21 protein-coding genes are annotated in these 26,942 nt (G+C 74.4%); 7 read left to right on the forward strand and 14 right to left on the reverse strand.

Going from position 1 to position 26,942, the window contains the following annotated elements; translation table 11 throughout:
* Window positions 1–6 precede the first annotated feature (6 nt).
* The 8 genes from ACFW6P_RS23270 to ACFW6P_RS23305 all read right to left on the reverse strand — a co-directional run bounded on the left by ACFW6P_RS23270 (window position 7) and on the right by ACFW6P_RS23305 (window position 12,324).
* Window positions 7–1,317: an FHA domain-containing protein gene (locus ACFW6P_RS23270; RefSeq protein WP_386424584.1), complete on the reverse strand. Its 1,311-nt coding sequence runs from the start codon at window positions 1,315–1,317 to the stop codon at window positions 7–9.
* Window positions 1,318–1,349: 32 nt separating this feature from the next.
* Window positions 1,350–2,696 (reverse strand): VWA domain-containing protein, encoded by a 1,347-nt coding sequence (locus ACFW6P_RS23275; RefSeq protein ID WP_386424587.1) that lies wholly within the window; start codon window positions 2,694–2,696, stop codon window positions 1,350–1,352.
* 99 nt (window positions 2,697–2,795) lie between these two features.
* Complete coding sequence (locus ACFW6P_RS23280; RefSeq protein WP_386358073.1) at window positions 2,796–4,187, reverse strand: PP2C family serine/threonine-protein phosphatase; 1,392 nt, start codon at window positions 4,185–4,187, stop codon at window positions 2,796–2,798.
* Window positions 4,188–4,190: 3 nt separating this feature from the next.
* On the reverse strand, window positions 4,191–6,818 hold the full coding sequence (locus ACFW6P_RS23285) for a tetratricopeptide repeat protein (RefSeq protein ID WP_386424590.1): 2,628 nt from the start codon (window positions 6,816–6,818) through the stop codon (window positions 4,191–4,193).
* Window positions 6,815–8,149: a hypothetical protein gene (locus ACFW6P_RS23290; protein ID WP_386358069.1), complete on the reverse strand. Its 1,335-nt coding sequence runs from the start codon at window positions 8,147–8,149 to the stop codon at window positions 6,815–6,817. Before ACFW6P_RS23290 ends, ACFW6P_RS23285 begins: the two co-directional genes overlap by 4 nt.
* Window positions 8,150–8,210: 61 nt before the next feature.
* Complete coding sequence (locus ACFW6P_RS23295; protein ID WP_386358067.1) at window positions 8,211–9,239, reverse strand: glutamate ABC transporter substrate-binding protein; 1,029 nt, start codon at window positions 9,237–9,239, stop codon at window positions 8,211–8,213.
* A 29-nt stretch (window positions 9,240–9,268) separates the two neighbouring features.
* On the reverse strand, window positions 9,269–10,750 hold the full coding sequence (locus ACFW6P_RS23300; RefSeq protein WP_386424592.1) for a hypothetical protein: 1,482 nt from the start codon (window positions 10,748–10,750) through the stop codon (window positions 9,269–9,271).
* 482 nt (window positions 10,751–11,232) lie between these two features.
* Window positions 11,233–12,324 (reverse strand): mechanosensitive ion channel family protein, encoded by a 1,092-nt coding sequence (locus ACFW6P_RS23305; RefSeq protein WP_386424595.1) that lies wholly within the window; start codon window positions 12,322–12,324, stop codon window positions 11,233–11,235.
* 311 nt (window positions 12,325–12,635) lie between these two features.
* On the opposite strand from ACFW6P_RS23305, the gene ACFW6P_RS23310 reads away from it, so the two are divergent.
* A complete protein-coding gene (locus ACFW6P_RS23310) occupies window positions 12,636–13,172 on the forward strand; it encodes an HNH endonuclease (protein ID WP_386358062.1) in 537 nt (178 codons plus the stop codon).
* Between the two features lie 95 nt (window positions 13,173–13,267).
* On the opposite strand, the gene ACFW6P_RS23315 is transcribed toward ACFW6P_RS23310, so the two are convergent.
* The 4 genes from ACFW6P_RS23315 to ACFW6P_RS23330 form a co-directional block, all read right to left on the reverse strand.
* Window positions 13,268–14,623, reverse strand: coding sequence for an FtsX-like permease family protein (locus ACFW6P_RS23315; RefSeq protein ID WP_386424598.1), 1,356 nt, complete (start codon window positions 14,621–14,623; stop codon window positions 13,268–13,270).
* Window positions 14,620–15,306, reverse strand: coding sequence for an ABC transporter ATP-binding protein (locus ACFW6P_RS23320; RefSeq protein WP_386358058.1), 687 nt, complete (start codon window positions 15,304–15,306; stop codon window positions 14,620–14,622). Before ACFW6P_RS23320 ends, ACFW6P_RS23315 begins: the two co-directional genes overlap by 4 nt.
* A complete protein-coding gene (locus tag ACFW6P_RS23325) occupies window positions 15,303–15,836 on the reverse strand; it encodes a PadR family transcriptional regulator (RefSeq protein WP_386358057.1) in 534 nt (177 codons plus the stop codon). The genes ACFW6P_RS23320 and ACFW6P_RS23325 overlap by 4 nt, the downstream gene beginning before the upstream one ends.
* A 91-nt stretch (window positions 15,837–15,927) precedes the next feature.
* Window positions 15,928–18,855: a beta-N-acetylglucosaminidase domain-containing protein gene (locus ACFW6P_RS23330; protein WP_386358112.1), complete on the reverse strand. Its 2,928-nt coding sequence runs from the start codon at window positions 18,853–18,855 to the stop codon at window positions 15,928–15,930.
* Between the two features lie 228 nt (window positions 18,856–19,083).
* Here ACFW6P_RS23330 and ACFW6P_RS23335 point away from each other — a divergent pair, with 228 nt between their 5' ends.
* The 3 genes from ACFW6P_RS23335 to ACFW6P_RS23345 all read left to right on the forward strand — a co-directional run bounded on the left by ACFW6P_RS23335 (window position 19,084) and on the right by ACFW6P_RS23345 (window position 21,898).
* On the forward strand, window positions 19,084–19,350 hold the full coding sequence (locus ACFW6P_RS23335; protein ID WP_386358056.1) for a hypothetical protein: 267 nt from the start codon (window positions 19,084–19,086) through the stop codon (window positions 19,348–19,350).
* A gap of 112 nt (window positions 19,351–19,462) precedes the next feature.
* The gene (malQ, locus tag ACFW6P_RS23340; RefSeq protein ID WP_386424601.1) at window positions 19,463–21,547 is read left to right on the forward strand and encodes a 4-alpha-glucanotransferase; all 2,085 of its coding nucleotides are present in this window, start codon (window positions 19,463–19,465) and stop codon (window positions 21,545–21,547) included.
* Window positions 21,548–21,610: 63 nt separating this feature from the next.
* A complete protein-coding gene (locus ACFW6P_RS23345; RefSeq protein ID WP_386358052.1) occupies window positions 21,611–21,898 on the forward strand; it encodes a hypothetical protein in 288 nt (95 codons plus the stop codon).
* 57 nt (window positions 21,899–21,955) lie between these two features.
* Here ACFW6P_RS23345 and ACFW6P_RS23350 read toward each other — a convergent pair whose 3' ends face one another.
* Window positions 21,956–22,480, reverse strand: a complete 525-nt coding sequence (locus ACFW6P_RS23350; protein ID WP_386358050.1) for a MarR family winged helix-turn-helix transcriptional regulator — start codon at window positions 22,478–22,480, stop codon at window positions 21,956–21,958.
* A 117-nt stretch (window positions 22,481–22,597) separates the two neighbouring features.
* Here ACFW6P_RS23350 and ACFW6P_RS23355 point away from each other — a divergent pair, with 117 nt between their 5' ends.
* Entirely contained in the window at window positions 22,598–23,533 is a 936-nt protein-coding gene (locus ACFW6P_RS23355; RefSeq protein WP_386358048.1) for an EamA family transporter, read from the forward strand.
* Window positions 23,534–23,600: 67 nt separating this feature from the next.
* Here the strand turns inward: ACFW6P_RS23355 and pepN are convergent, their stop codons facing one another.
* A complete protein-coding gene (gene pepN / locus ACFW6P_RS23360) occupies window positions 23,601–26,180 on the reverse strand; it encodes an aminopeptidase N (RefSeq protein WP_386358047.1) in 2,580 nt (859 codons plus the stop codon).
* Window positions 26,181–26,331: 151 nt separating this feature from the next.
* On the opposite strand from pepN, the gene ACFW6P_RS23365 reads away from it, so the two are divergent.
* Together ACFW6P_RS23365 and ACFW6P_RS23370 are read left to right on the forward strand one after the other, a co-directional pair.
* The gene (locus ACFW6P_RS23365) at window positions 26,332–26,562 is read left to right on the forward strand and encodes a type II toxin-antitoxin system ParD family antitoxin (RefSeq protein WP_386358045.1); all 231 of its coding nucleotides are present in this window, start codon (window positions 26,332–26,334) and stop codon (window positions 26,560–26,562) included.
* Window positions 26,549–26,896 (forward strand): type II toxin-antitoxin system PemK/MazF family toxin, encoded by a 348-nt coding sequence (locus ACFW6P_RS23370; protein ID WP_386358043.1) that lies wholly within the window; start codon window positions 26,549–26,551, stop codon window positions 26,894–26,896. The genes ACFW6P_RS23365 and ACFW6P_RS23370 overlap by 14 nt, the downstream gene beginning before the upstream one ends.
* Window positions 26,897–26,942: the final 46 nt, after the last annotated feature.

The raw sequence follows: 26,942 nt of genomic DNA on the forward strand, positions 1-26,942 counted from the left end.
CGGAGGTCAGCTCCGGCGGACCGTGATCGTCGTCCAGGCGCCCACGTGCACCCGGTCGCCGTCCTGCAGCGGCACGGGGACGAACGGCTGGATGGGCTCCTCCGAGCCGTTGACCGTCGTGCCGTTCGTCGAGTTCTGGTCGACGACCGCCCAGCTGCCGTCGGGCTGCTGGACCAGCACCGCGTGCTGGTGCGAGACGCCCGGGTCCTCCGGCGGCACCGACAGGTCGATGTCGGGGGTGTCGCCGGTGGAGTGCCGGCGGCGGCCGATGGTGAGCTGGTTGCCGGTGAGCGTGCGCTGCTGCTCGGGCGAGTACGCGGGCAGGTTCAGGCCCGCGGCCTCTGGGCCGGAGCGCTGCATCATCGCCATGAAGTACTCGCGGTCCGGGCCGATCGTCACCGTCCACGTCGCCGGTCCCTGTGGCTGCTGCGGCTGCTGCGGGAAGCCGCCGTGGCCGGGCGGGGCCTGGGTCGCGCCGGGCTGCGGATAGCCGTAGCCGCCCCCCTGGCCGGGGCCGGGACCACCGGGGCCGGTGGATGGCGGGGAGATCACCCAGTCGTCGTCACCGCCGCCGAAGGGCGGACCGCCCTGCGGCTGCGGACGCCGCGTCTCCTGCGGGTATCCGGGCGGGGCCGGCGGACCGGACTGCTGGAAGGCCTGGGGACCACCGGGACCTCCGGGGCCGCCGTGACCACCGGGGCCGGGCGGCGGCGGGGCCGGACGTGACGGGTCGCCGAACGCGGGAGGGCCGGACGGACCACCGGGGCCGCCGAAACCGCCGGGGCCGCCGAAACCACCGGGCCCACCAGGGTCTGGGTTGCCGGGGCCGGGGTGGCCTGACGGGTCGCCGAAGGGCGGGATCGTCTCGGCCGGGCGGTTCATCTGGGAGGGACGCGAGCTGTGGTAGTCGTACGCGTCACCGCCGCCGTACGACGGGCCCCCGGGGCCGGGCGGCCCGCCCCGCGGCTGGAAGCGCACACCCGGGCCGGGTCCCTGCGGCGGGGCGGCGGGGGTGTACGAGGTCGCCGTGTTGGTCAGGAAGTTCCACCGGCACTCCTCGCAGAACGGCGCGCCGCCCTCGCGGGGCGTACGGCACTGCGGGCAGAGCTCCGGCTCGGCGTTCGGCACGGCGGACAGGTGGGGCGGACGCGCACCGGGTCCGCCCTGGCCGCCGGAACCGGCGGGGGGCGGGAAGCCGTAGCCGCCGGGCGGGGGCGGCGGGGGAGGAGGCGGAGGCACGGCACCCGCCATGCGGTGACCGCAGACCTCGCACCAGTCGTCGGAACCCGACTGGTGTCCGTTCGGGCAGGTCGGCATGTCGGCGCGTCCCTCCTTCGATTCCTTCTGGGTCACTTCTGCACGCGGACGGTCTTGGTGGACCGGGTCTCGAGCGTCATCTCGTCGGCCTCCGCGACCTTCGCCTTCAGTCGCACAGTACCGGTCGCGGCGTCGACCACGTCCACCACCTTCGCAAGCAGTTTCGCAGTACCGGCGTTGCCGGATGCACTCGCGAGCTGAACGGCCCGGCCCAGTTTGGCCGTCGCTCCATCCGTATCGCCCGCTTTGCGGAGGTCCAGCCCTTGCTGGATGACCTGTGCCAGTTCCGCCTGCCCGGTGTAGTGGGCGACCTGGGGGTTGATCGACGTGGAGGCGACCACGTCGTCCGTCCACACGGCCCGTACCAGGCCCTGCGCGCCCAGGCCCCGCACGCTGCCGTCGGGCTGCGGGACGACCAGCGAGACGCGGGCGGCCAGCATCTCCTGGCCGATGTGCGCGGCCGGGACCTCCACGCAAAGGTGGTAGTCACGCGACTCGTCCCCCCAGGAACCCAGGGGGTAGTCGCCCGCCCGGGGGCCCGCCTCGGTGCGCCGGCCGGTCAGTTCCTCGACGGTCGGGGCGACCTGCTTGACGAACCTCACCGTCGTGCCGACCGGGGTCCACAGCCGTAGGGAGACGTCCGCGACCTCCTTGCCCATGGCCGTCGCCATCATGTGCGTGAAGTCCGCGGCGAGGCCGGCCGGATCGGCCACGATGTCGGCGGTGCCGAGCAGGGCGGAGGCGATGCCTGTGACTTCTTTCACTTCCCAGTCGGTGCCCACGCCGCGCGCGTCACAGGTGAAACGCCCGGCGTACGCGTCGAGGGCGGCCTTCAGGTCCTGGGGCGACTCGTGCTCGTTGCGGCCGTCGGTGAGCAGGATGCCGTGCCGGATCGCGACGTCCGCGGAGGACAGCAGGCGGTCGGCCAGCCCCAGCCAGGTGCCGATGGCCGTGCCCCCGCCCGCACCGAGCGAGCGCAGCGCCTGCTTGGCCTGCTCGCGGGTGCCGGCGTCGGCGACCGCGAGCCGGCCGCCGCCCGGGTAGACCTCCTTCGCGACGTGCGTGCCGCCGATCACCGCGAAGTGCACGCCGTCGCGCAGGGTGTCGATCGCAGCGGCCGTGGCGTCGCGGGCGTTGCGCATCTTGGTCGGCGGGTAGTCCATCGACCCGGAGCAGTCGACCATGATCGCCACGGCCGCCGACGGGCCGGGGCCGGGCGTGTAGAGGTGGGGCGCCGCGACCGCGCCGCCGATCGTGCCGCCGCCGGTCGCCGTCACCGTGACGATCGCGCTGACCTCGCCTGCGCCCTCCGGCAGGTACTCGTTCTGGTAGACGTCCACCGAGAACCGGGGCACGTTCGACTTCGAGAAATTGGCCATGCCTGCTTCGATCCCCCTTCAAAGCCCCCGCCGCGGCGGGGTGATGACGATGGGCGGACCGGTCCCCTCCGGTCCGCCGAGGCGTCCCCGTACGTGGCCTCAGGCCGATCCTGCCCCCTGGGGGACGGCGGGGAACGGCACGAGGGCCACTGTTACGTTGTCGTGGCCCCCGCCGTCCAGGGCGTGGCCCACGAGAACCCGGGCGCTGTGCAGGGGATGCGTGGCCGCGTCGAGCGGGACGACCCGTGCCATCTCCTCGGCCGCCTCCGCGTAGTTCCACAGGCCGTCCGTGCAGACGACCACCACGCCCGGCCGGTCCGGCTTGAACGCGGCGGTGTGCGGCTCCAGTTCGTAGGCGTCCGCGCCGAGCCAGCCGGTGATCGCGTGGGCGCGCTCGTCGGCGTAGGCCTCGGCCTCGTTCATCAGGCCCGCGGCGACCATCTGCGCGGCCCACGAGTCGTCCTCGGTCAGCCGGGCGGGGGGAGCGCCGCGGTCGACCGGGACCCAGTAGGCGCGGCTGTCGCCGACCCAGCCCACGATCAGCAGCCCCGACGTCACCACCGCGCCGACGATCGTGCAGGCCGGGGCGTTCTGGTGCGGGGCCTGCTCACGGGCCGTCGCGGGCTCCTCGGCGAGCGCGTTGACCGCGTGCGAGGCGGCGACGATCGCGTCGTGCATCGCCTGCTGCGGGTGGGTGCCGCGCGGCAGGGCGGCCAGCAGCGACTCGCTCGCCGCCCGCGACGCGGCCAGCGAGGCGTCGTCGGGGCGGGTCGCCGAGGAGACGCCGTCGCAGACGATCGCCACGGAGGCGGGGGATCCGTCGGGCAGCGCGGTGGTGCCGACGGCGAACGCGTCCTCGTTGCGGTGGTGGCGCAGACCGCGGTCGCTGACCGCGGCCACCGGGCCGGACTCCTGCTCCATGTGGTCCCGTTCGCGCGGCTGGGCGTGGCCGCAGTTCTCGCAGTAGCCGTCGTCGTCCACGCGGCCGGCCCGGCAGGCGACGCAGACCTTGCCGCCGGCGCCCGCGGCCCGTGCCGCGGGGTCGGCGGACACCCGTGGGTCCGGTGCCTGGAGGACATACTCGTCGGGCTGTGTCGGATGAGCCTCCGGCGCGGCGTGGTCGCCGGGCTGCGGGGGCCGGTCGAACCGCACTCCCGCGGCCGGGGCCGGGGGGCTGCTCGGGGGCGGGGGCGCGTGCGGCGGCGGGGCCGAGCCGTCGGAGTCCGTGCCCGGCAGGTGCGCCGGGGCCGGGGCGTCCGGCCCGGGGGAGAGCCAGGCCGCGCCGGCGGGGGGCGCCGGCGGGGGCTCGGGGTACGCGCCGGCGGGCGCGCACTGGGCGGGCACCGCACCGTTCATGGCGATGGTCGGGTTGTCCTGAGGCCGTGCCGGCACGGCGGACAGGTCGTATCCGCACGCGCCGCAGAAACGGTCACCCGACTCGAGGGGTTCCTCGCAGCTCGGGCAGGCGGACAACTGGGGCATCTGCGACATCAACTACACCCACGTCCGGGGGCGGTAACGATTGGCACGTTCCACCAGGTCGATCCTCTCCTCGCCGCCGCGCGCCAGCCGGGCCAGCGTGCGGTACGAGCGTTCCAGTCCGAAACGCAGACCCCGCTCGTCCAGGCCGCTGCCGAGCAGCGTCCGTCCTCCTGCGGCGGGAGGAGCGGAACCCTGGCCCCCGGAGAGTACCCAGTCCAGGGCGCAGCCGAGGACTTCGGCGGACAACTGCTCGCGCCGCGCCGGATCCAGGCCGTACGCCTCCAGCGCCTCCACCTGCGCCGCGGCGGCCGACAGGTCCTGCAGGAACGGTACGTCGGACGCCGTCGGCGTGCGCCGGCGCAGCCGCGCCCGTACGGCCGCCACCCGCGCCGCCGTGTAGTGGATGGAGGACTCCGGCACGGACTCCAGCGTCCGTACGGCGCCGTGCCGGTCCCCGGTCGCCAGCTGCACACGGGCCAGCCCGAAGGCGGCGCTCACATGGCTCGGGTCGGTCGACCACACCAGCCGGTAGTACTCGGCGGCGTTGTCCAGCTGGCCCAGCACCTCCGCGCACAGGCCCAGCGCCAGCTTGGGCGCGATCTCGCCCGGGAAGGCGTCGTAGACCGCGTCGAAGGCCAGGGCCGCGCCCTCGTCGTCGCCCGTCACCAGCGAGGCCAGCCCCCGGTACCAGACCACGCGCCAGTCGTCGGGCCGTTCGCCCTTTAGCGCGGCCAGGGCCTCCAGCGCGGCGCCCGGCTCACCCGTCTGCAGCCGCGCCCGGACCTGCCGCAGCCGCGTCTCGGTCGAGGGGGCCGGGGCGGCGGCGAGCGCGCCGAGCAGCTCGGCGGGCGCCGAGGTCATCAGACCGGCCAGGAAACCGGCGTTGCGGTCGGTCGGGTCGACCCGGGGGACCGGCAGGGCGAGCGCGGCGGCCGCGGTGTCGACGGGCCTGACCAGGCCGCCGGTGGCCCCGGGGCGCTGCGCGCCGCCGGGTCCCGGCGCGGCCGTGCTGCCCGGCTGGCCGGTCCCCGCGGGGCCCGCTGGGGCCGGGACGGCGGCGCTGCCGGGGCGGCGCCGGCCGCGCACCACCCGCGCCCCCAGCCGGGACACCTCCCCGTCCAGCTTCGGGAACAACTCCGTCTCCGTGAGGCGCAGTTCGGGTCCGAACAGCGTGGACAGGGCCGGCCTGGCACGGCCCGTCTGCAGCGAGACGACCTCGCGCAGGACGCCCGTCAGCTGCTCGGTCATCTCCTGTGCGGAGGCGAACCGGCGGGCCGGGTCGGGATCCGTCGCACGCACCAGGAGGCGGTAGAACGACTCGTACTGCCGGAAGACCTCGATGTGGTCCGGGTCGGGCAGGGAGTCGGCGTAGACGTTCGTGTAGCCCTGGAAGTCGAAGCTCAGCACCGCCAGGGTGCGGGCGACGGTGTACAGGTCGCTCGCCACCGACGGGCCGGTGTCGGCCACCTCGGGCGCCTGGTAGCCGACCGTGCCGTAGATGGCCGACTCCTCGTCGTCCATCCGGCGCACCGCGCCCATGTCGATCAGCTTCAGCTGGTCCTCGGTCTGGATCGCGTTGTCGACCTTGAAGTCGCAGTAGAGCAGGTTCCGGCTGTGCAGATGCCCGAGGGCCTCCAGCGCCTCGATGCCGTACGCGCAGGCCTGCTCCACCGGCAGCGGGTCGCGCCGGCCCTGCGGGGTGCGGCGGGCGTTGGCGATCTCCTTCAGGGACTTGCCGCCGACGTACTCCATGACGATGTAGCCGTCGAGGGAGCCGGTGCGCTGGTCCAGGTGCTCCACGAAGTTGTAGATCCGCACGATGTTGGCGTGCTCGATCTCCGCGAGGAAACGCCGCTCGGAGATCGCCGCGGCCATCGCGTCCTGGTCGCCCGTGTCCAGCAGGCCCTTGAGCACCACCCAGCGGTCCGAGACGGCCCGGTCGACGGCCAGGTAGATCCACCCCAGCCCGCCGTGCGCGAGGCAGCCGGCCACCTCGTACTGGCCGTGCACCACGTCGCCGGCCCTCAGCTTCGGCACGAACGAGTACGGGTGGCCGCACTTGGTGCAGAAGCCCTCCGTGCGCCCCGGCCGGTCGCCGCGCGCCCGGCCCACCGGCGCCCCGCAGTCCGAGCGCGAGCAGAACCGCTTGCGCTCGGGCACCTCCGGGCGGTCCAGCACCATCGCGCGCGGGTCGGGGCGCGGGATCGGCGGCACCTGGACCAGCCCGGCGCCCAGCCGTCCCCGGGAGGACGAACCCGCCGCGGAACCGGAGCTGCGCACCGACACCGAGTGGCCCGTCGACCGGGCCGACGGGGACCGCGACAGCCGCCCCGACACCGAGCGGCGCGACTTCGACGACTGCGACGAGTGCGACGGCGTACTTGCGCTGCGGCTGCCGGAACCGGGACCGTCGCTGCCGGCCGACCCGTGCGAGCCGCCCCGGCTCCCCGCGGTGACACCGGTCGGCGGGGAGCCGACCATGCCGCCGGGCGCGACGACCGGAGCGAGGCCGCAGGTGTCGCAGTACAGCTCGCCGCCGCCCACGTCCTCGTAGCTGCCCTCGCAGGTGGGCCGCTGGCAGGCGCGGGTGCCGTGCCGGGCTTCCTGCGGCCCCCGGCTCATGGACTCCTCCTGTCTCATGCGCCCTGCCCCCTCCGGTCGTCCGCGGGCCCGCCCTGGTCCGGTACCCGGGGGGCGCCGAGCACTTCCGCCGCCGCCTGCTGGTAGCGCAGCACCGCCTGTTCGGCGGCGCGCAGGTCGCAGGGGGCGCTCCACAGCATGCGGCGCGCCCTCTCGTAGCGCTCCACCAGCAGCGCGTCCTCGGCGAAGCCGTGCCGGGCCACCTTCGCCTTGTACGCGTCGAGCCGCCCGCGCAGCTCGGCCCGGACCGCCAGGGGCGCGGTGACGGCGGTCAACGACTCGCGCGCCCGCAGCAGTTCGTCCTCCGCCTTCTCCTCCAGCGACTCCAGCAGCGGCGACAGCCGGTGCCACTGCGCCTGCCTGCGGTACTCCGCGGCCGCCGCCAGCTGCTCCTGCAACGCCGTCGGCGGACCGCTGACGACCGGCACCTCCGTCGCCGCGATCTTCGCCAGGACCTCGCCCCGGGCGGTGCGGGCCTCGGCGAGCGTGCGGTCGGCGCGGCTGAGGACGTCCCGCAGGTGCACGATCCGCTTCTCGGCGTCCTGACGCACCGTCAGCACCGCGTCGATCTCGCGGCGCACGTCCTCCAGGGCGCGGGCCTCACGGTCGTACACCGTCGTGTCCGGTCTGCCGCCGCCCGGGGCCGAACTGCCCTCCGCGGCCGACCAGAACGCCAGCGGGTCCGAGACGACCTGCTCGCGCAGCTTCGTCAGCGTGCGCGTGATGCGCTCCAGGTCGTCACCCGCCGGGTGCTCGCCGGGCCGCACGCCGACCGAGTGCGCGAGGCGGCGGGTGCGCTGCAGCTCGGCCGCCAGCAGGTCGATGCGGGCCGGCAGCGCCGACCAGACCGCGTCGGCGGCGACCACCATGTCCAGGCTCGTCGCGTACAACTCGTTCATCCGGTCGACGAGGGCGACGAGCGAGTAGCGCTCGCTCAGCTTGGTCGGACCGCCGTGCAGGGTGGGCGCGTTGGCCGTCGCCGCGGCGCTGCCCGCGAGCGTGACCGACTCGCCGTTCAGCAGCTCCGTCAGCTCCGTCAGGTCCTCGCGGCTGGACCAGCGGCGGCGGGAGCGGATCTCACGGGCGGCGCGCAACGCGTCCGTGTACGCGTCGAAGCACGTCCACAGCAGCGTGATCGACGCCTCCGTGGACGTCCAGCGCTCCCGGGTGACGCCGGTGAGCTCGGCTCCCTCCAGGAGTCTGCGGCCCGCGTGGTCCTGCAGGGCGAGGAGCGAGGTCTCGATCGCCTCGTGCTCCGCGCCGAGCCGCGCGAGCGCACGGTCCACCTCGTCCCGGTCCATCACCGGCCCGGTGGGTCCCGTGTCGCCCATCGATCACCTCTCGCTGCGGTTGTGACGGTCGGGGGCCTGGTCCACGTCGGGTTGCGTGCCCTCAGCTGGTGCGGAGGTACTCCGGTGCCGGAGGTTCCGACTTCTTCGCATCCTTGCCCAGTGTCGCCGACAACCATTTCTCGTACGACGCCTGCCAGCCGTTCGTGGTGTCCCTGCGGTAGTCCACCAGGATCCGGTTGACCCGGCGTACCAGATCGTCGGCGTCCTTCCTCATCGCCACGCCGTAGTACTCGGCAGTGAAGGGGTCGCCCTTGAGCTCGACCGTCGGATCCTGGGCCGCCTGGCTCGCCGCGAGCGCGCCGTCCGTGACGACCGCGTCGACCTCGCCGAGCTGGAGCCTGACCAGGCAGTCGAGTTGGTTCGGGACGGTCGTGGAGATGTCGGTGGACTCCGGGAGCGCGCCGGCCTTCTTGTCCGCCTCCAGCGCGGAGTACGCCGTGGAGCCCGCGGCCGTGCAGATCCTGCGGTGCGCGAGCGACTCGTCGTAGCCCCGGACGGGGCTGCCGCGCGGGGCGAGGACCTGCTGGCCCGTCCTGAAGTACGGCGCGGAGAAGGCGACGTCCGCGATCCGCCCGCAGTTGATCGTCATCGTGCGGACGACCATGTCCACGCGGCCGTCCTGGATCGCCGTGATGCGCTGGTCGGTGGGGATCGCCTTGAACTGCACCGCGTCCGGGTCGCCCAGGATGTCCTTCGCGATGCGGTGGACCAGGTCGATGTCGAAACCTTCCAGCTCCGCGGTCCTGCCGCTGTTGGGATCGCGGTAGCCCCAGCGGTAGCTGTTCTGGTCGACGCCGACGACGAGTCTGCGCTTCTCGCCCTCGCGGTTCTTGATCGCCCCGATGGTGGCCCCGTCGGCGGACGAGGGGGCGAGGGTCTGCTTCTCGGGGTCCTCGCAGTCCTCCGCCGCCGCGGTCACCGTCCGGGTGGTCTGGCCCGCCCGCGCGCCGGACCGGTCGGCGCCGGTCACCGCGGTGCGCGGGAGACAGAGCGCGACGACCGCCACCAGGGCGCAGACGACCGCCATCGCGGTCACGCCGCCCCAGCCCCTGAGCGCACTGCCGCGCATCGTCCTGCCTCCTTCCGCCCGTGCCCCGTTCACCGGTACTCCGAGAGCCTGCGGCCGATACCGAGGAGCGCGCCCGCGGCGCCCAGGACCGCCAGGCCCGTCGCGCCCGCCGGGAGGCCCGTCAGGGCGTCCCGGCCGTCTCCCGCCGCGCGCTGGAACTCGGTCTCCTCGTGGGCGAGTGCCGTGCGCAGGTTCGCGTCGACGCTGTCGAAGCACTCGCCCGTGGCGTTCCGGCTGCCGATCACCAGGTCCAGCGCCCGCTGGTAGTCGCCGTTCTCGTCCTTCTCGCGGGCTGCGGCGTGGCGCTTCCGCCACTCCTTCATGTTGCCCACGGCGGTCGTGACCGGCTTCTCGCCCGCCGCGTCGTCGGCGAGCGCCCCGGCCACCGCCAGGTGCCGGCCCAGGGCCTCGATGTCCCTGCCGAAGTCGTAGTCGTAGGCGTCGTACGTCGTGTCGCCGACGTTCTTCGTCTCGGCGCCCCGGGCCACCAGGGTGAGGTTCTCGTTTCCTCTTGCCTTGAGGGAGGCGATGCGGGCGTCGTGCAGCACGTTCAGGGAGCGGACGCCGTGGTCGTAGGAGTCGTTCAGGCCCGCGCGGGCGGCGCTGTGGCCCACCACGAGCCAGAGCAGGACCACGGCCGCCGCGGCCGTGGCGGCGACCAGGCCGTGGTTCAGGACCCGGTGCGTGCGCCGGTAGGTGCGGTGCTGGGCCCAGGCGAGGGCGGCCAGGGTGAGGACGCCGAGCGCGATGGCGGCCCAGGGGTAGGGGCGGGCGTCCGCGTAGTCCGCACGGAGGCGCTGGTTCTCCTTCGTGTAGAGGTCCTCCGCGGCCGGGAGCATCCGCGTCTGCATCTTCTCGTTGGCGTAGCGGAGGTAGGCGCCGCCGACGGGGAAGCCCTGGCGGTTGTAGGTGCGGGCGCGCTCGATCAGGCCCTTGTACTCGGGGAGGAGCCGGTTGAGTTCGGCGATCGTGGCCGTCGACGGGGAGTCCGGGTCGGCGTTGGCGGCGGCGTTGACCAGCTTGTCGGCCGCCGTGCGGATGTCCTTCTCGTAGCGGTCGCGGGTCGCCGCCGGCTCCTGTGCGCCGGCGAGGAAGCCGCTGGAGGCCGCGGTGTTGGCGTCCGCGAGGGAGCGGTAGATGTCCGCCGCGTCGGAGCTGAGGGGCTGGCTGCTGGTGAGGACGTCGTCCGCGGCGGCCGCGCGGCCGGTCATCTGCCAGGCGGCGACGGCGCCGAAGGCGAGGACGAGGGCGGCGAGGAGCGCACCGATGATCCGGAGGCGGCCCGGCTCGGTGGTGGCGGCGGTGCGGAGCTGGTCGAGGCCCTCGGCGAAGGCGGTGCGGCGGGGGGACTGAGGGGCCTGGAGTGCCCTGGGGGCCACGGGTGTCGGCGTGCTCGCGGGGTGCTTCGGCGGGGGTGCCGCCTGGGCCGGTACGGGCGGCAGGACGGGTAGGGCGGAGTGCGCCGGTGGTGTGCTGCTCTTCGGCGTCTTCGTCACCGTGACCTCCCCCATGGCCATCCGTCGCCGCAAGTATCGCTGCCGGGACCGGCATCCGCACCGGCCTTGCCACGATCTTGATCGGATCGCAGCGTGGAGCACCACCCCTGTCCAGGTACACGTTCGGGGGAACGGATCGGTTCCCGTGGGGGGTGGGGGTGCGGGTGGTGACGCCTGCGGCGGTTTCGGTGCGGGTGCGCGGGGGCTGTCGGGTGGGTCGTTGTGGAGTGGGTGCCTGCGGGGGCCTGTGGCCGGTTCGGTGGGGGTGCGCGTCGCGCCTGCCGGCTCTGAGTGGGGGCGGGGCCGCGCCGGGGGGTGTCCGTCCTCGAGTTCCCGGACCACGTCGTCGTGCGTGTGGTGGCAGCGCAGGTGGTACGACGGGACCACGCCCAGCGTGTCGAGCAGGCGGCGGGGAAGGCGCAGGTGGGGCCGCGCCGGGATGGCACATGCGGAGAGGGCGGCGCCCGGATCCGCCGGGTGCCGCCCTCCGGGAGGCGCTACTTCGTGGTGCTCGTCGGGGCGAGCGGGGAGGCCTGCAACGACTGGGGCGACGACGTGCTCGCGTACGCCGACGGGGCCGCCATCCCCGCGGTCGGGTCGGCCGGTGTCTCCTCCGCCGGTGCCGTCGCACCGCCGACGATCCGGATGTCCGCCGCGTCGAAGGCCCGCTTGATGCGCCAGCGCAGTTCGCGCTCCACCGTCAGCGACTTGCCGGGCATGGTCTTCGCCGTGACGCGCACGACCATGGAGTCCAGCAGCACGCTGTCGAGCCCCAGGACCTCGACCGGGCCCCACAGCAGCTCGTTCCAGGGCTCCTCGGCGGTCATCTTCCGCGCGACCTCGTCCAGGGTGGCCTTGACCTTGTCCAGGTCCTCGGAGGCGTGGACCGTGACCTCCACGTTGGCGGTGGCCCAGCCCTGGGAGAGGTTGCCGATGCGCTTGACCTCGCCGTTGCGGACGTACCAGATCTCGCCGCCGTCGCCGCGCAGCTTCGTCACGCGCAGGCCCACCTCGATGACCTCGCCGGAGGCGACGCCCGCGTCGATGGTGTCGCCGACTCCGTACTGGTCCTCCAGGATCATGAAGACGCCGGACAGGAAGTCCGTCACGAGGTTGCGCGCGCCGAAACCGATCGCGACACCGGCGACACCGGCCGAGGCCAGCAGCGGCGCGAGGTTGATCTGGAAGGTGCCCAGGACCATCAGCGCGGCCGTGCCGATGATGAGGAAGGACGCCACCGAGCGCAGCACCGAGCCGATCGCCTGCGAGCGCTGGCGGCGGCGCTCGACGTTGACCAGCAGCCCGCCGATGCCGGAGCCGTCCACGCTCTGGCCGCCGCGGTTCATGCGGTCGATCAGCTTGGTGATCGCCCGGCGCACCACGCCCCGCAGCACCACGGCGATCACCACGATGAGCAGGACCCGGAGGCCGATCGCGAGCCACGTCGACCAGTTCTGCTCGACCCAGCCGGCGGCGTTCGTCGCGCTCTCCTGGGCGTCCTGGAGCGAGGGCACTCTCGGTGTCTGCGTCTGCGTGGGGATCGGCGACGGTGACGGGCCCGCGGCGAGCAGGACGGCGGACAGGGACACGGCGGGAACCTCCAGGTGCAGCGGTCTGCCCCGGTGCGGTGGTCCGCGGATCAAGGTCACGGTTGGGTCACCGAGGGGGCAGAACCACCACACTAACGGGGCATTGTGGGTGCTCGCGCAGAATGTGCGAAGGAGAGACGGGCCTCACCTGGGCGTGAACAGGCCATGACCCTGGGGATGATGCACATGTGGTCGAAAACACTCCCAGCCCGTTACGGGGACATGGTGGCGCTTCCACCAGGCCTGAGGAGAGACTGACTACGGATCGTCCCGGCGCGAGCCACGCGCCGCCGGCGTACAAGGAGGCATCCGTGCCGCATGTCCTGGTCCTCAACGCGTCGTACGAGCCGCTAGGTGTCGTACCGCTCCGCCGCGCGCTCGTCCTCGTCCTCGAGAACAAGGCCGTCTGCCTCGAGGAGTCCGGCGCCTATCTGCACAGCGCGACCGTCACCGTCCCCGCACCCAGCGTGGTCCGGCTCAAGCGATTCGTGCGGGTTCCCTACCGGGGGCCCGTTCCTCTCACCCGCCGGGCGCTGTTCGCCCGTGACGGGGGCCGGTGCATGTACTGCGGTGGCGTCGCAACCAGCGTCGACCACGTCATCCCGCGCAGCCGCGGGGGGCAGCACGTCTGGGACAACGTGGTGGCGTCCTGCCGCCGCTGCAACCACGTCAAGGCCGACCGTCACCTGATCGAGCTGGGCTGGCGGCTGCGCCACAAGCCCGCCCCGCCCACCGGCCTCGCCTGGCGCATCATCGGGACCGGCCATAGGGACCCGCGCTGGCTGCCGTACTTGCAGCCGTACGGCGCGGACGACGCCCTGGCCCGGATCGACGGCATTTCCGCCTGACGACGATCCGGGCCTTCGTGTCTGCCGGCACGCGCGCGGCACCGGCCCGGCCCCGGGGGACCCCCGTTCCCCCGGGGCCGGGCCGGCGCGTTCCCTCAGGCGTACCGCAGCTCCCCGGGGCGCACCGAGCGGCGCAGCAGGGGCAGTGAGGTGGCGGCGGCCAGCAGGCAGGCGGCGTACACCGCGACGGGCACCAGGAGCGGCACCCAGGGCAGCGGCCGGCCGCAGAGCACGGCGTACCAGATGCCGACGGCCTGCCCGCCCAGGCCCGCGAGCAGCACGGCGGGGGCCAGCGGCAGCGCTGTCTCCAGCAGCAGGGCGCGCCCGAGCACCGGGCGCGGCACCCCGGCGGCGGCGTGCGCGGCCAGGCCCCGGCGGCGGGTGGCCAGGGACTCGCCGGTACCGACGGCCAGGCCGCACAGGGTGATCGCGAGGGCGACCGCCACGGCGGCGCCGGTGAGGTCGAGCCCGATGGCGTAGTAGGCCACGCGCCCGGTGGAGCGCCCCTCCTCGCGCACCAGGCCGAGGAGCACCTGCCTGATCCCCAGGAAGCCGGTCCCGGCGAGCGTCACCAGCAGGACCGCCGCATGCGTGCGGGCGGCGGCCCAGGGGTCGTCGCGCAGCCGCTCCGCCGCGATCAGGGTCGCCGCCGAGCGGGCCCGGCCCGCGAGGATCAGCCCGGCCGCCTTCGCCGCGGCCCCGGAGAGCCACACCGTGCCCGCACCGACCGCGAGGACCACGCCCGGCAACGTCAGCGGCAGGCCCCCGCCCGGCCGGCCCGGCCCGTCGGCGGACGGGGCGAACGCGGCCAGCAGCGCCGGCAGCCCCCCGAGGAGCAACCCGGCGAGGAACAGCAGTCCCGGGCCCCGCCCGGAGCGCGGCCCGGTCCGGCGCACCAGGCCGAGCGGCGAGGCCACCACCCGGCGCAGCGCCAGCGCGCCCGCCGCCGAGCCCAGCAGCGGCACGGCCACTGCGACGAGGGCGAGCGCCGTCCAGGCGGGCGCGGTGGGGTGCGACCACAGACGCACCAGGAGCAGCACCGCGAGGACGGTGGCCGCCGCCGAGCCCAGCAGGCAGGCCAGGCCCGTCTCCAGCGCGGCGATCCGCCGCACCTGCCAGGGCTTCGCCCCGGCCAGCCGCAGCGCGGCCAGCCGCCGGTCGCGGTGCACGGCGCCGATCCGGGCGCACTGCCCGAGGAACCCGAGGACCGGAACCAGCAGGAGCAGCAGGCCGGCGATCACGCCGGAACGGGTGCCGGGCTGGTCCAGCAGCCCCGCTCCGACGGACACCGCGACGCTGCCGTGCAGCGAGGCGAGCACGGCGGCGGCCAGGGCGAACCCGGTCGCGAGCGCGGCTCCCGCCGCCGTGAGCGCCACCCGCCACCACTCGCCGCGGTCGGAACCCCAGGTCAGCTCCCAGGCCAGCCGCAGATCGGACAGCAGGGATCTCATGCCGTCACCCCCAGCGGCAGCTGCGCGCCGTCCCGCAGCTGCACTTCCCGGTCCGCGTAGGCGGCCACCTGTGCGTCGTGCGTGACCAGCAGAACCGACGCCCCCGTCGCGCGCGCCGTGCGGACCAGGGCCGTCATGACCTGCTCGCCGGACAGCGAGTCCAGGGCCCCCGTCGGTTCGTCGGCGAAGACGACCCGCGGGCCCGTCACCAGCGCCCGGGCCAGGGCGACGCGCTGGGCCTGGCCCCCGCTCATCCCGCCCGGCCGCAGCTCCCCCTGCCCCCGCACCCCGAACCGCTCCAGCCACGCGCCCGCCCGGGCGCGTGCCCGGGCGCGGTCGGTGCCGGCCAGCAGCAGGGGCAGGGCGACGTTGTCCAGGGCCGTCAGCTCGGGGACGAGCTGCCCGAACTGGAACACCACGCCGAACTCCGTGCGACGCAGCTCGCTCAGCCGCTTCTCGGGCAGCTCCTCCAGGCGCCGGCCGTCGTACGTCACCGCGCCCTGGTCGGGGTGGACGATCCCGGCCAGGCAGTGCAGCAGCGTGGACTTGCCGCTGCCACTGGGGCCGGTCACGGCGAGGATCTCGCCCGCGGCCAGCTGGAGGGAGGCGCCGCGCAGGGCGGGCGTCCTGCCGTGCGTCTTGGTCAGGCCGCTCGCCGTGAGCAGCGGCACGGGTTCACTCATGCTCGGTCGACCTCCGCGGTCAGGGGGGTGAGCCGGGCCGCCGTGGTGTTCATCCAGCGGAGGTCGGCGTCGAGGTGGTTGAGGGCGTAGTCCGCCGAGAGCACGGTGGCCAGGTCGGCGCCCGGGTCGGCCTTCAGGGCCGTGAGTTCGCGCATCCGCTCCATGTGGGCGGCGCGCTGCGCGCTCAGGTACGCGGCCGGGTCGCCGCCGGAGAGGATGGCGACCACGACCTTGGCGAAGATCTCGTTCGCCACGAAGGGCGCGGGCGGCGCGATCTGCCCCGCCCAGCGGGACAGCTCCCGCGTCCCCTCGTCCGTCGTGCGGTACGTCGTCCGTTCCGGCCCGCCGTCCGAGTCCGTTCCCTCGATCTCGGCGAGGCCGTCCCGGACCAGGCGTTGCAGGGTCGTGTAGACCTGCCCGTAGGCCAGCGGACGGGCCCGCGGGAAGCGTTCGTCGTGGCGCCGCTTGAGGTCGTAGCCGTGGCTCGGACCCGTGGCGAGCAGGCCCAGCAGGATGTGGCGGGTGCTCATGACGATCATTATGCACTGAGTACATGTACTGAGTGAATAGTGGCTCCTGGCGGAGTTGCGCCGGCCCGCCGATCGGGCGGGGCCCTCCGCTTCAGTCCGTGACCGCGTACGCCTCCGCCGACCACAGCGAGTACCCGAACCGCGTCGCCCGCTTCTCGCCCTGGACCCGGACGAAGCGCACGCCCCGCTCGTCCATGCGGACGCTCTCCCGGCCGCCCCGGCCGTCCCGGACCGCGGCGGCCGTGCGCCAGCGGCGGCCGTCCGGCGAGACCTGGACGCGGTACACCGAGGGATGGGCGTCCTGCCAGTGGAGCACGACCCGGCCGAGCCGGGCCGGGCGGGGCAGTTCGACCTGCCACCAGGCGCCGTCCTCGACGGGCGAGGACCAGCGGGTGGCCGGGTCGCCGTCGTTCGCCGCCGACGCCGGGAAGTCCGGCGTCTCGTCGCCCGAGGAGCGGGCCGTGCCGGTGCGGGCCAGATCCGGGCCGCCGGCGGGCGGGAAAGCCCGGACCGTGAGGGTGCGGGCCGCGCCCCCGAACCGCAGCCGGACGTCGTAGGAGCGCATCGGCGCGCCGTCCTCCACGGTCACCTCGACCGGCACCTCGACGGTCGTACCGCGCGGCACGGTCAGCGCGCCCTTCGGCACCCGGACGCGCACGCCCTCCGGCGCCTCGGCGGTCAGTCCGCCCCGGGCGTCGGCGGGCCGCAGCGAGCCCAGCCGGGCCGTCAGCCGCTCGGTACGCCCGGTCTCCATGTCCGCGCGGTCCCGGTCCAGCTCCAGGGAGGTGGCCGGGGCGTCGGTGAACCAGGGGACGAGATGACGCACGCGGGCGGACGAGGGACCGGTGACGCGCACCGCGTCCACGAGCTGCCCGGCCGGCGCCCCCGCCGGGCCGTCCCGCCGGTCCGGCCGCCCGCGCGCGCCCGCCCCGGTCTCCCGCCGGTCCTCTGCCCGCAGGCCGGCCTCGGTCGCCCCCGACGCGTCCAGGCGGCCCGCCTCCCGCCAGCCCCGTCCCGGCACGTGCACCTCCACGGCGCCCTGCGTGCCCGGGTCCGTCAGGACCGTCACGGCCGTGACGGAGCGGGGGCGCCCGAAGCGCAGGCTGCGGCCGTCCCCGGGGTTGCGCGGAGGCTCGTGGGCGATGCCCGACCAGGACGCGTACGCCTTCTGCGCACGCTGCAGGAACGGGTCCAGGACATCGGTGCCGACCTCGGCCGGGGAGGACGCGAGACGGGACCGCAGCGAGCCCAGCGCGCGGTACGCCGCCCAGGCCGCCGCCGCGTCCCCGCCGCTCTGCGCGTCCAGCATGTCGAGCGCGGCCGTGCCCGCCTCGCCGTAGCGCGCCAGCTGCTCGGACCAGGGCGCGACCTCGGTGCCGAGGCCGGTGCCCGACAGCCGCCGGGGCAGCTCGCGCAGCACGGTGAAGGCCCGCCGCAGCCGCCGCGCGGCGTCCTCGCCGGCCTCGGCGCCGTCGGCCCCACGCGATCGCCAGTACGCCTCGGTCAGCGGGCGCAGGTACGCCGACTCCTCGTCGTCCAGGACGGATGAGGCGCCGTTCCCGGCGAGCGCGGCGACTGCCTCCTCGCGGCGCCGGTCCCCGCCCGCGAGGTCGGCGATCGCGGCGCGCCAGGACTCCCCGGGCCGGTAGGCGCGCGGGTTCCAGGCGTAGTCGGCGGCGGTGAACAGCGGGACGCGGGAGGCCTCCGGCTGCTGCATCGCGTTGGCGAGCAGGGCGGCCGAGCCGGTCGCGACGGCCGGCTCCCGGCCCCGGTAGGGGCCGAGGAAGAGGCGGCCGGGGTCGTAGTCGTTGACCGGGTAGTTGTCCATCGTGACCAGCGGATGCGCGAACGCCTCGCGCGCCTCGGCCAGTTCACGGCCCGTGATGGTGCGCGGCACCACCCCGACGCCGGTCCACGCCACCTCGACGTCCGCGGCCAGGGTGCGCGCCAGGGCCCGCCGGTAGTCGGTCGTGCCGTCCTCGTAGTACTCCGTCGGCATCAGCGACAGCCGGGCCGCGCCGGGATGCCGGTCCGCCAGGTGCCGGGCCACCGCGTCGGCCACCCGCGCCTGCGCCCGCGCGGCCGCCTCGGGACCGGAGCCGAAACGCCCGGCGTCCTCCTCGCAGTGCCACTCGCTGTAGCTGACGTCCTGGAACTGCAGCTGGAAGGCGCGGAAACCCAGCGCCCACATCGCGTCCAGTTTCCGGTTCAGCGCGCGCACGTCGGCGTCGGAGGAGAAGCACATGGCCTGGCCCGGCGCCACCGACCAGCCGGGTGTGACGTGGTTGCGGCGCGCCCGCTCGGCCAGCTCCCGGAACTGGGCCCGCTGCGCCGCCGGATAGGGCTCGCGCCAGCGGGCCTGCCGGTAGAGGTCGTCGCCGGGCGCGTACTGGTAGCGGTTCTGCTTGGTGCGCCCCATGAAGTCGAGCTGCGCCAGCCGCTGGCGGTGCGTCCACGGCGTGCCGTAGAAACCCTCGGTGATCCCGCGTACGGCGGTGCCCGGCCAGTCGCGCACGACGGCCGCCGTGATCGTGCCGTCGGGGCGCGTCAGCTGCCGGAGCGTCTGCACGGCGTGGAACAGGCCGTCCGGACCGGTGCCCGCGAGGGAGACGCCGCCCGGGCCGACGGACAGCTCGTAGCCCCCGGAGGGCAGGGCGTGCCGGTCGCCGGGGCGCACGGGTTCGGTCCGCGCGCGCACGGTCAGGGCGCCCGGCCGCGGTGAGTCCGTGAGGCGCCGCGCACCGGCCTGCCGCAGCAGCGCGCGCAGGGTCTCCACGGCGTGGGCGTCCGCCTGCGCGTCGGTGACGAGGGCGACCTCGTCCGGGACGGTGACCGGGGGGCCGCCCGGACGCAGCGACTGCGGGCGCGGCCAGACGGAGAGACCCGGGCCTGCCCGGTCGGGAACCGGTGCCGCGGTCGTGCCGGGCGGGGCCGGCGCCGCCGTCGCGGCGGGCGGCGCGGCGAGGCTTCCGGCGACGACGGCGACCGCGAGAACCGCCGCCCGCTTCCCGTGCCGCAGTCCCACAGGCCCCTCCGAATGCGTTCGACCGGCGGGACGAGCCCACCACCCGCCCGGTGAACGTGTCAATGACAGTGGCCGCCGTGACCCCTTTTGCCGGAATATGGAAGGGGCGGAGGGGAGGGGGATGTGAGCAGGACCACGATGTCCGGTCCAGGGCGCCTGCCTTCGCGCCGACTGGGTAGGCCTGCCGTAGCCCCTGAAGCCGTACCCGACGAGGAGGCCCCCGTGGCTGCGATGACGTTCCTCCCGCTCCCGGCCCCGTCCAAACCCGTGGCGGACACGTCCGCCGACCTCGCCCCCCACTACGACGATCCCCGCTACGACGACCCCCACTACTGCGTCTTCAGCGCCGAGAGCACCTGCGCCGAGCCCCCGCTCACCAGCGAGCCCCCGCTGCCCGACGCCGAGCCCCTCACCAGCGAGCCGCCGCTCGCCGACTCCGCTCCCCTGACCAGCGAGCCCTCCGCCTTCATCCCGGACTTCAGGTCGTAGCAGCCGTTCCGGTGGACCTGCGCGGTGCCGCGACGTCCGGAACGCTCACCCGTACCGCACTCCCGTCACTCCCGTCCTTCCGCTCCCGCAGACCCACCAGAAGGGCCCCTAGATGACCGCACCGCGGCCGGCCGTTCCGCCCTCCGAGGACCTGTCCCGCCTCGCCGCCCTGCACGGCGTGTCCACCTCCTACAGCCCGTCCCCGGACCGCACCGTCGCGGCCTCGGCCACCGCGGTCACCCTCGCCCTGGCCGCTCTCGGTGTGGACGCGAGCACGCCCGGCGCCGTCCGCGCCGCGCTCGCCGCCCGTGAGCACGACCTGGGCGAGCGGCTGCTGCCGCCCACCGTCGTCGGCTGGGGCGCGAACCCCCCGGCGGCCCTGGCCGCCCTCCCCGAGGGCACCCGGCTGCTCATCGACACCGAGCAGGGCGAGACCCGCGCCTCGGCCGGGCAGCTGCCGCCCGGCGTCCACCGGCTGACCGCCACCGCCCCGGACGGCCGCACCGCACACGTCCACCTGGTCATCGCCCCGGACCGCCTGCCCACCCCTGCGGGCCGCTCCTTCGGACTCCTCGTCCAGCTGTACTCCCTGCTGTCCGGCCGCTCCTGGGGCATGGGCGACCTGGGCGACCTCGCCGAGCTGGCCGGCTGGGCCGGGCGGTCGCTCGGCGCCGGGTTCATCCAGGTCAACCCGCTCCACGCGGCCGTGCCCGGCGCCCCCACCGACCCCTCCCCGTACCGCCCCTCCTCACGCCGCTTCCCCGACCCCGTGCACCTGCGGATCGAGGACGTCCCCGAAGCCGCCCAGGTCGAGGACCCCGAGCGCCTGCGCGCGCTGGCGCGGAGGGCCGGGCAGCTGCGCGACGCCGTGCTGGCCAAGGGCGCGCTGATCGACCGCGACGCCGTGTGGGAGCTCAAGCGCGAGGCGCTGGAGCTGCTCGGCGACGTCCCCCTCGGCCCCGGCCGGCGCGCCTCCTACTGCGACTTCCTCGCCGCGCAGGGCCAGGCCCTGGAGGACCACGCCACCTGGTGCGCCCTCGCCGAGGTGCACGGCTCGGACTGGCACCGCTGGCCCACCGGGCTGCGCGACCCCCGCTCCGCCGAGACGGCCCGGGCCCGCAACGGCCTGATGGACCGGATCGACTTCTGGTCCCGGCTCGCCTGGCTCACCGACACCCAGCTCACCGCCGCCCAGCGCGCCGGGCGCGAGGCCGGCATGCCGGTCGGCGTCGTCCACGACCTCGCGGTCGGCGTGCACCCCGGCGGCGCCGACGCCTGGGCCCAGCAGGAGTACTTCGCCTCCGGCATGTCGGTCGGCGCCCCGCCGGACGCCTTCAACGCCCGCGGCCAGGACTGGGGTCTGCCGCCCTGGCGCCCCGACCGCCTCGCCGCCTCCGGCTACGCCCCCTTCCGCGAGCTGCTGCGGGCGCTGTTCCGCTACGCCGGCGCCCTGCGCATCGACCACGTCATGGGCCTGTTCCGCCTGTGGTGGGTCCCTCAGGGCCATCCGCCCACGGAGGGCACCTACGTCCGCTACGACGCCGAGGCCATGCTGGCCGTGCTCGTCCTGGAGGCCTCCCGGGCCGGGGCACTCGTCATCGGCGAGGACCTCGGCACCGTCGAACCGGGCGTGCGCGAGGCGCTGCGCGAGCGCGGGGTGCTCGGCACGTCCGTGCTGTGGTTCGAACGCGACTGGGAGGGCGACGGCCGCCCGCTGCCCCCCGAGAGCTGGCGCGCCGACTGCCTGGCCACCGCCACCACCCACGACCTGCCCTCCACCGCCGCCCGCCTCACCGGCGAGCACGTCGAACTCCGCGACAGCCTGGGCCTGCTGACCCGTCCGCTGCAGGAGGAGCGCGCCGAGGCCGCCGCCGACACGGGGGAGTGGCTCTCGCTGCTGTCCGCCCTCGGGCTGCTGGACGGCACCGGCGGGGGCGGCGACACCTCCTCGGAGGAGGCGCAGATCCAGGCCGTCCACCGCTTCCTGCTGCGCACGCCCGCCCGTATGGTCGGCGTCTGGCTCCCCGACGGCGTCGGCGACCGCCGCCCCCAGAACCTGCCGGGGACCTGGGACCAGTACCCGAACTGGCGCCTGCCGATCGCGGACGCGGAAGGCCGCCCCGTCACCCTGGAGGAGCTGGCGGCCTCGCCGCGGCTGCGCGCCCTCATGGAGGTGCTCCGGGCCGGCGCCGCCTGAGTCCGGGGTCGCTTACGGCACCCCGGGCGCGCGGCCCCGTGCGGCGTTGGATACGTTGACACCGTGGACAAGAAGAACGCCCTGCGCGCCGGCGCCCTGGCAGCCGGTACGACGCTGATGATGCTGCTCATGTCGTCCCCCGCCTCCGCGCTGACCCGCGACGACGGTGACGACCCCGGCCCGGGCCTGAGTGTCATCGAGACGCTGGGCCTCTTCGTCGCGGCCCCGATCGTGCTGTACCTGGTCATCGCCGGTCTGGTGATGATCGGCGACAAGTCGCACGCCAAGAAGGACCCGACCAGCTCCAACCTCACCACCAAGTCCGACGCCAAGGGCGAGGTCAAGGCCTGACCGGTCTTTCCCGCCGAGGGCGCCGGCGCGGTCAGCGCGCCGGCGCCCTCGGTGTCGTCAGGGCCGTTCCGTCCCGGCCAGCAGGTCCCGCAGCAGGCCTGCCAGCAGGCGGGCCCGTTCGCCGTCCAGGGTGGACAGGGCCTCGGTCTGCGCCGTCAGCCCCGCCGCGACCGCCTCGTCGATCAGGGCGAGGCCCTGGTCGGTGAGCGTGACGTGCAGCCCGCGCCGGTCGTGCGGATCGGGTGAGCGGCGCAGCAGTCCCGCCCGCTCCAGCTTGTCCAGGCGTCCCGTCATCCCGCCCGTGGTGAGCATGAGGGTGGCCGACAGCTGCCGCGGCGAGAGCGTGTAGGGCTCCCCGGAGCGGCGCAGCGTCGCCAGGACGTCGAACTCCCCGCGCGAGATCCCGAACGGCGCGTACGCCTTCGTCGCCCGCTCCGCCATGGCGTGCGAGAGCCGGTTGATGCGGCCGAAGACCTCCATGGCGGTGGTGTCCAGATCGGGCCGGACGTGGGCCCACTGCTCGATGATCGCGTCGACGGGGTCCTTGCGCCGGTCCTGCCGCTGCTCCGGGCGTTCGCTCATGGCACGAGTATCCGCACCCTCTCGTTCACCCGCAAGCAAACGGGAATCAAGTAGGCCGATTGAAAGTTGCTTAAGGCTAAGCTACTTTCAACTGGCCTACTTGGAAGGGTGCCCGTCATGGCCGCCTCCCGCACCGCCGTCATCGCCCTCACCGCCCTCGCGCCCGTCAGCTGGGGCACGACCTACGCGGTCACCACCGAGTTCCTCCCGGCCGACCGCCCCCTGTTCACCGCTCTGGTACGGGCCCTGCCCGCCGGGCTGCTGCTGCTCGCGATCGGCCGGGTGCTGCCGCGGGGCGCCTGGTGGGGGAAGGCGGCGGCGCTCGGCGCGCTCAACATCGGCGCCTTCTTCCCGCTGCTGTTCCTCTCGGCCTACCGGCTGCCCGGCGGTCTCGCCGCGGTCGTCGCCTCGGCCGGGCCGCTGTTCGTGGCGGGGCTGTCGGCGCTGCTGCTCGGGCAGCGGCCGTCGCGGCGCACCCTGCTCACCGGAGCCGTGGCGGCGTTCGGCGTCAGCCTCGTGGTGCTGCGGGCGGCGGGGGCGCTGGACGGGCTCGGGCTGCTGGCGGCCCTGGCCTCCACGGTCTCCATGTCCGCCGGCACGGTCCTCACCCAGCGCTGGGGCCGCCCCGCCGGCCTCGGCCCGCTCGCCCTCACCGCCTGGCAGCTCACCGCGGGCGGCCTGATCGTCGCGCCGCTCGCCTTCCTGGCCGAGGGCGCCCCGCCGGCGCTGGACGGCCGGGCGGTGGGCGGCTACCTCTATCTCGCGCTCGCGAACACGGCCGTCGCGTACTGGCTGTGGTTCCGCGGCCTCGGCCGTCTCACCGCCACCCAGGTCAGCCTCCTCGGCCCGCTCTCCCCGCTGACCGCGGCCGCCGTCGGCTGGGCGGCGCTCGGGCAGGCGCTGACACCCGTGCAGGTGCTGGGCATGGCGCTGGCACTCGGGGCGACGGTGGCGGGGCAGTTCGTCACCCGCGGGCCCCGGGGGCGGGCCGCCGCCCGGAGAGCCGGTGCGAAGGCCCCGACGGTGGCGGCGGGACCGGCGCTGCGGTCGTAGACCGTCCCGGCCGGACGCGAGAGGCCGCGGGACGCCCGTGCGTCCCGCGGCCTCCTCTCTCAGGGGGTCACTTCGCGGCGGTGGCGTCCGCCCGCTGCGCCCGCAGCGCACGCTCCACGCCCGCGCGCGACTCCGACACCAGCCGGCGCAGGGCCGCGTTCGGCTCGGCCGAGCTCAGCCAGGCGTCCGTCCTGTCCAGGGTCTCCTGAGCGACCTGGAGGGCAGGGTAGAGACCGACGGCGATCTGCTGGGCCATCTCGTGCGAGCGGGACGCCCAGATGTCCTTGACCACCTCGAAGTACCGCTCCGCGTACGGGGCGAGCAGCTCGCGCTGGTCGGTCTGGACGAAGCCGCCGATGACGGCCTCCTGCAGGGCGTTCGGCAGCTTGTCGGAGTCCACGACCGACGCCCACGCCTCCGCCTTGGCCTCCGGGGTCGGACGGGCCGCCCGGGCCGTGGCCGCGTGGCGCTCACCGGCGGCGGTGCGGTCGCGGTCGTACTCGCCCGCGATCTCCGCCTCGTCGAACCGGCCGACCGCGGCGAGGCGCTCCACGAACGCCCACCGCAGCTCCGTGTCGACGACCAGGCCCTCGACGGTCTGCGAGCCGTCCAGCAGCCCGTCGAGCAGGTCGAGCTGCTCGGGCGTGCGGGCGGTCGCGGCGAAGGCGCGCGCCCACGCCAGCTGGTGGTCGCCGCCCGGTTCCGCCGTGCGCAGATGGGCCAGCGTCGCGTCGGTCCAGCGGGCCAGCAGCGTCTCGCGGGCCGCCGGGTCGGCGTACAGGTCGATCGCCAGCTTCACCTGCCGCTGCAGCGACTGCACGACACCGATGTCGGACTCCTTGCCGATGCCGGACAGCACCAGCGACAGGTAGTCGCGGGCCGCCAGCTCGGCGTCGCGGGTCATGTCCCAGGCCGAGGCCCAGCACAGGGCGCGCGGCAGGGAGGATTCGAAGTCGCCGAGGTGCTCGGTGACGAAGGCGAGGGACTGCTCGTCCAGGCGGACCTTCGCGTAGGACAGGTCGTCGTCGTTGAGCAGGATCACGGCCGGGCGGCGCCGGCCGGCCAGCTGCGGCACGGCGGTGAGCTCGCCGTCCACGTCCAGCTCGATCCGCTCCTCGCGCACCAGCTTGCCGCTGACCTCGTCCAGCTCGTAGAGGCCGACGGCGATGCGGTGCGGACGCAGCGTCGGCTCGCCCTTCGCGCCGGCGGGCAGCCCCGGGGCCTCCTGGCGGATCGCGAAGGAGGTGACGACACCGTCGGCGTCCGTCTCGATCTCCGGGCGCAGCACGTTGATGCCGGCCGTCTCCAGCCACTTCCCCGACCAGGTCTTCAGATCGCGGCCGGAGGTCTTCTCCAGCGCGCCCAGCAGGTCGGACAGGCGCGTGTTGCCGAAGGCGTGCGCCTTGAAGTACGCCTGCACACCCCGGAAGAACTCGTCCTCACCCACATAGGCGACGAGCTGCTTCAGCACGGAGGCACCCTTGGCGTACGTGATGCCGTCGAAGTTGACGAGCACGTCGTCCAGGTCGCGGATGTCCGCCATGATCGGGTGCGTGGAGGGCAGCTGGTCCTGCCGGTACGCCCACGTCTTCATCGAGTTCGCGAACGTCGTCCACGAGTGCGGCCAGCGCGAGCCGGGCGCGGCGGCCTGGCAGGCGATGGAGGTGTACGTGGCGAACGACTCGTTCAGCCACAGGTCGTTCCACCACTCCATGGTGACGAGGTCGCCGAACCACATGTGCGCCAGCTCGTGCAGCACCGTCTCCGCGCGCACCTCGTACGCCGCGTCCGTCACCTTCGAGCGGAACACGTACTGGTCGCGGATGGTCACCGCGCCCGCGTTCTCCATCGCGCCCGCGTTGAACTCCGGTACGAACAGCTGGTCGTACTTCTCGAAGGGGTACGCGTAGTCGAACTTCTCCTGGAACCAGTCGAAGCCCTGCCGGGTCACCTCGAAGAGGGCGTCCGCGTCCAGGTACTCGGCGAGCGAGGGACGGCAGTAGATGCCGAGCGGCACGGACCGGCCGTCCTTCTCGTACACGCTGTGCACCGAGTGGTACGGGCCGGCGATCAGCGCCGTGATGTACGTCGAGATGCGCGGCGTCGGCTCGAACTCCCAGACGCTGTCCTGCGGTTCGGGCGTCGGCGAGTTGGAGACGACGGTCCAGCCCTCGGGCGCCTTCACGGTGAACCGGAAGGTCGCCTTCAGGTCGGGCTGCTCGAAGCTCGCGAACACCCGGCGGGCGTCCGGCACCTCGAACTGGGTGTACAGGTAGGCCTGGTCGTCGACCGGGTCGACGAACCGGTGCAGGCCCTCGCCGGTGTTGGTGTAGGCGCAGTCGGCGACCACCCGGAGGATGTTGCGGCCGTGGAGCAGCCCGGGCAGGGCGATCCGGGAGTCCGCGAAGACCTCGGCCGGGTCGAGGGAGTCCCCGTTCAGGGTCACCTCGTGCACGGCCGGAGCGACCAGGTCGATGAACGACTCGGCCCCGTTCTCGGCGGACACGTCGAAGCGCACCGTGGTCACGGACCGGTAGGTGCCGCCCTCCTGCGCGCCGGAGAGGTCGAGTTCGATCTCGTACGAGTCAACGGCGAGCAGCATCGCCCGCTGCTGCGCCTCTTCGCGGGTCAGGTTTGTGCCAGGCACGCGGTCATCTCCTCGTTATGGGTGGGTTGCGCCATCCTTCCACGGGATCTCGGGATCGGGCGACGACCGAGCCGGGTCATGGGGATACCCCTGCATAGGGTCGGCGACATGGAGTAGCCACGCCTTTGCTACGGTCGGTAGCATCGTCGGTATGAAGATCAGTGTGAGCCTGCCCCAGGAGGATGTGGCCTTCGTCGACGAGTACGCCGCCCGTACGGAAGCCGACTCCAGATCGGCCGTGATACACGCCGCCATCGAACTGCTCCGCCAGGCACAGCTGGAGCAGGAGTACACGGAGGCGTTCGCCGAGTGGGACGCGAGCGACGACGCCGGCCCGTGGAACGGGACGAGCGGGGACGGAGTCACCGATGAGGCGTGGTGACATCTACCTGGTGGACCTCGAACCGGTACGGGGCGGTGAGGCCGGCAAGGGCAGGCCTGCGGTGATCGTGTCCAACGACGCCGCCAACGAGTCCGTGGCACGGCACGGGCGGGGGGTCGTCACGGTGGCACCGCTGACGTCGAACACCTCTCGTGTCCTGACGTTCCAGGTCCTCGTACGCTCCGAGGAGAGCCGTCTGCCGAAGGACTCCAAGGTGCAGTGCGAACAGGTCCGTGCCGTCGGGCCGGACCGGTTGCTGCACAAGGTCGGCGCCGTACCACGCCCGCGCATGGCCGAGGTCGACAGGGCGTTGCGGCGGCATCTCGCCCTCTGACCCGGCGGCGTGTCGCGCTCGTCCGCATGCCTGAGGGGCGCCCGGC

Origin of the sequence: Streptomyces sp. NPDC058741 (assembly GCF_042746715.1) — a bacterium.
In the GTDB taxonomy this organism is placed as follows: Bacteria; Actinomycetota; Actinomycetes; order Streptomycetales; family Streptomycetaceae; genus Streptomyces.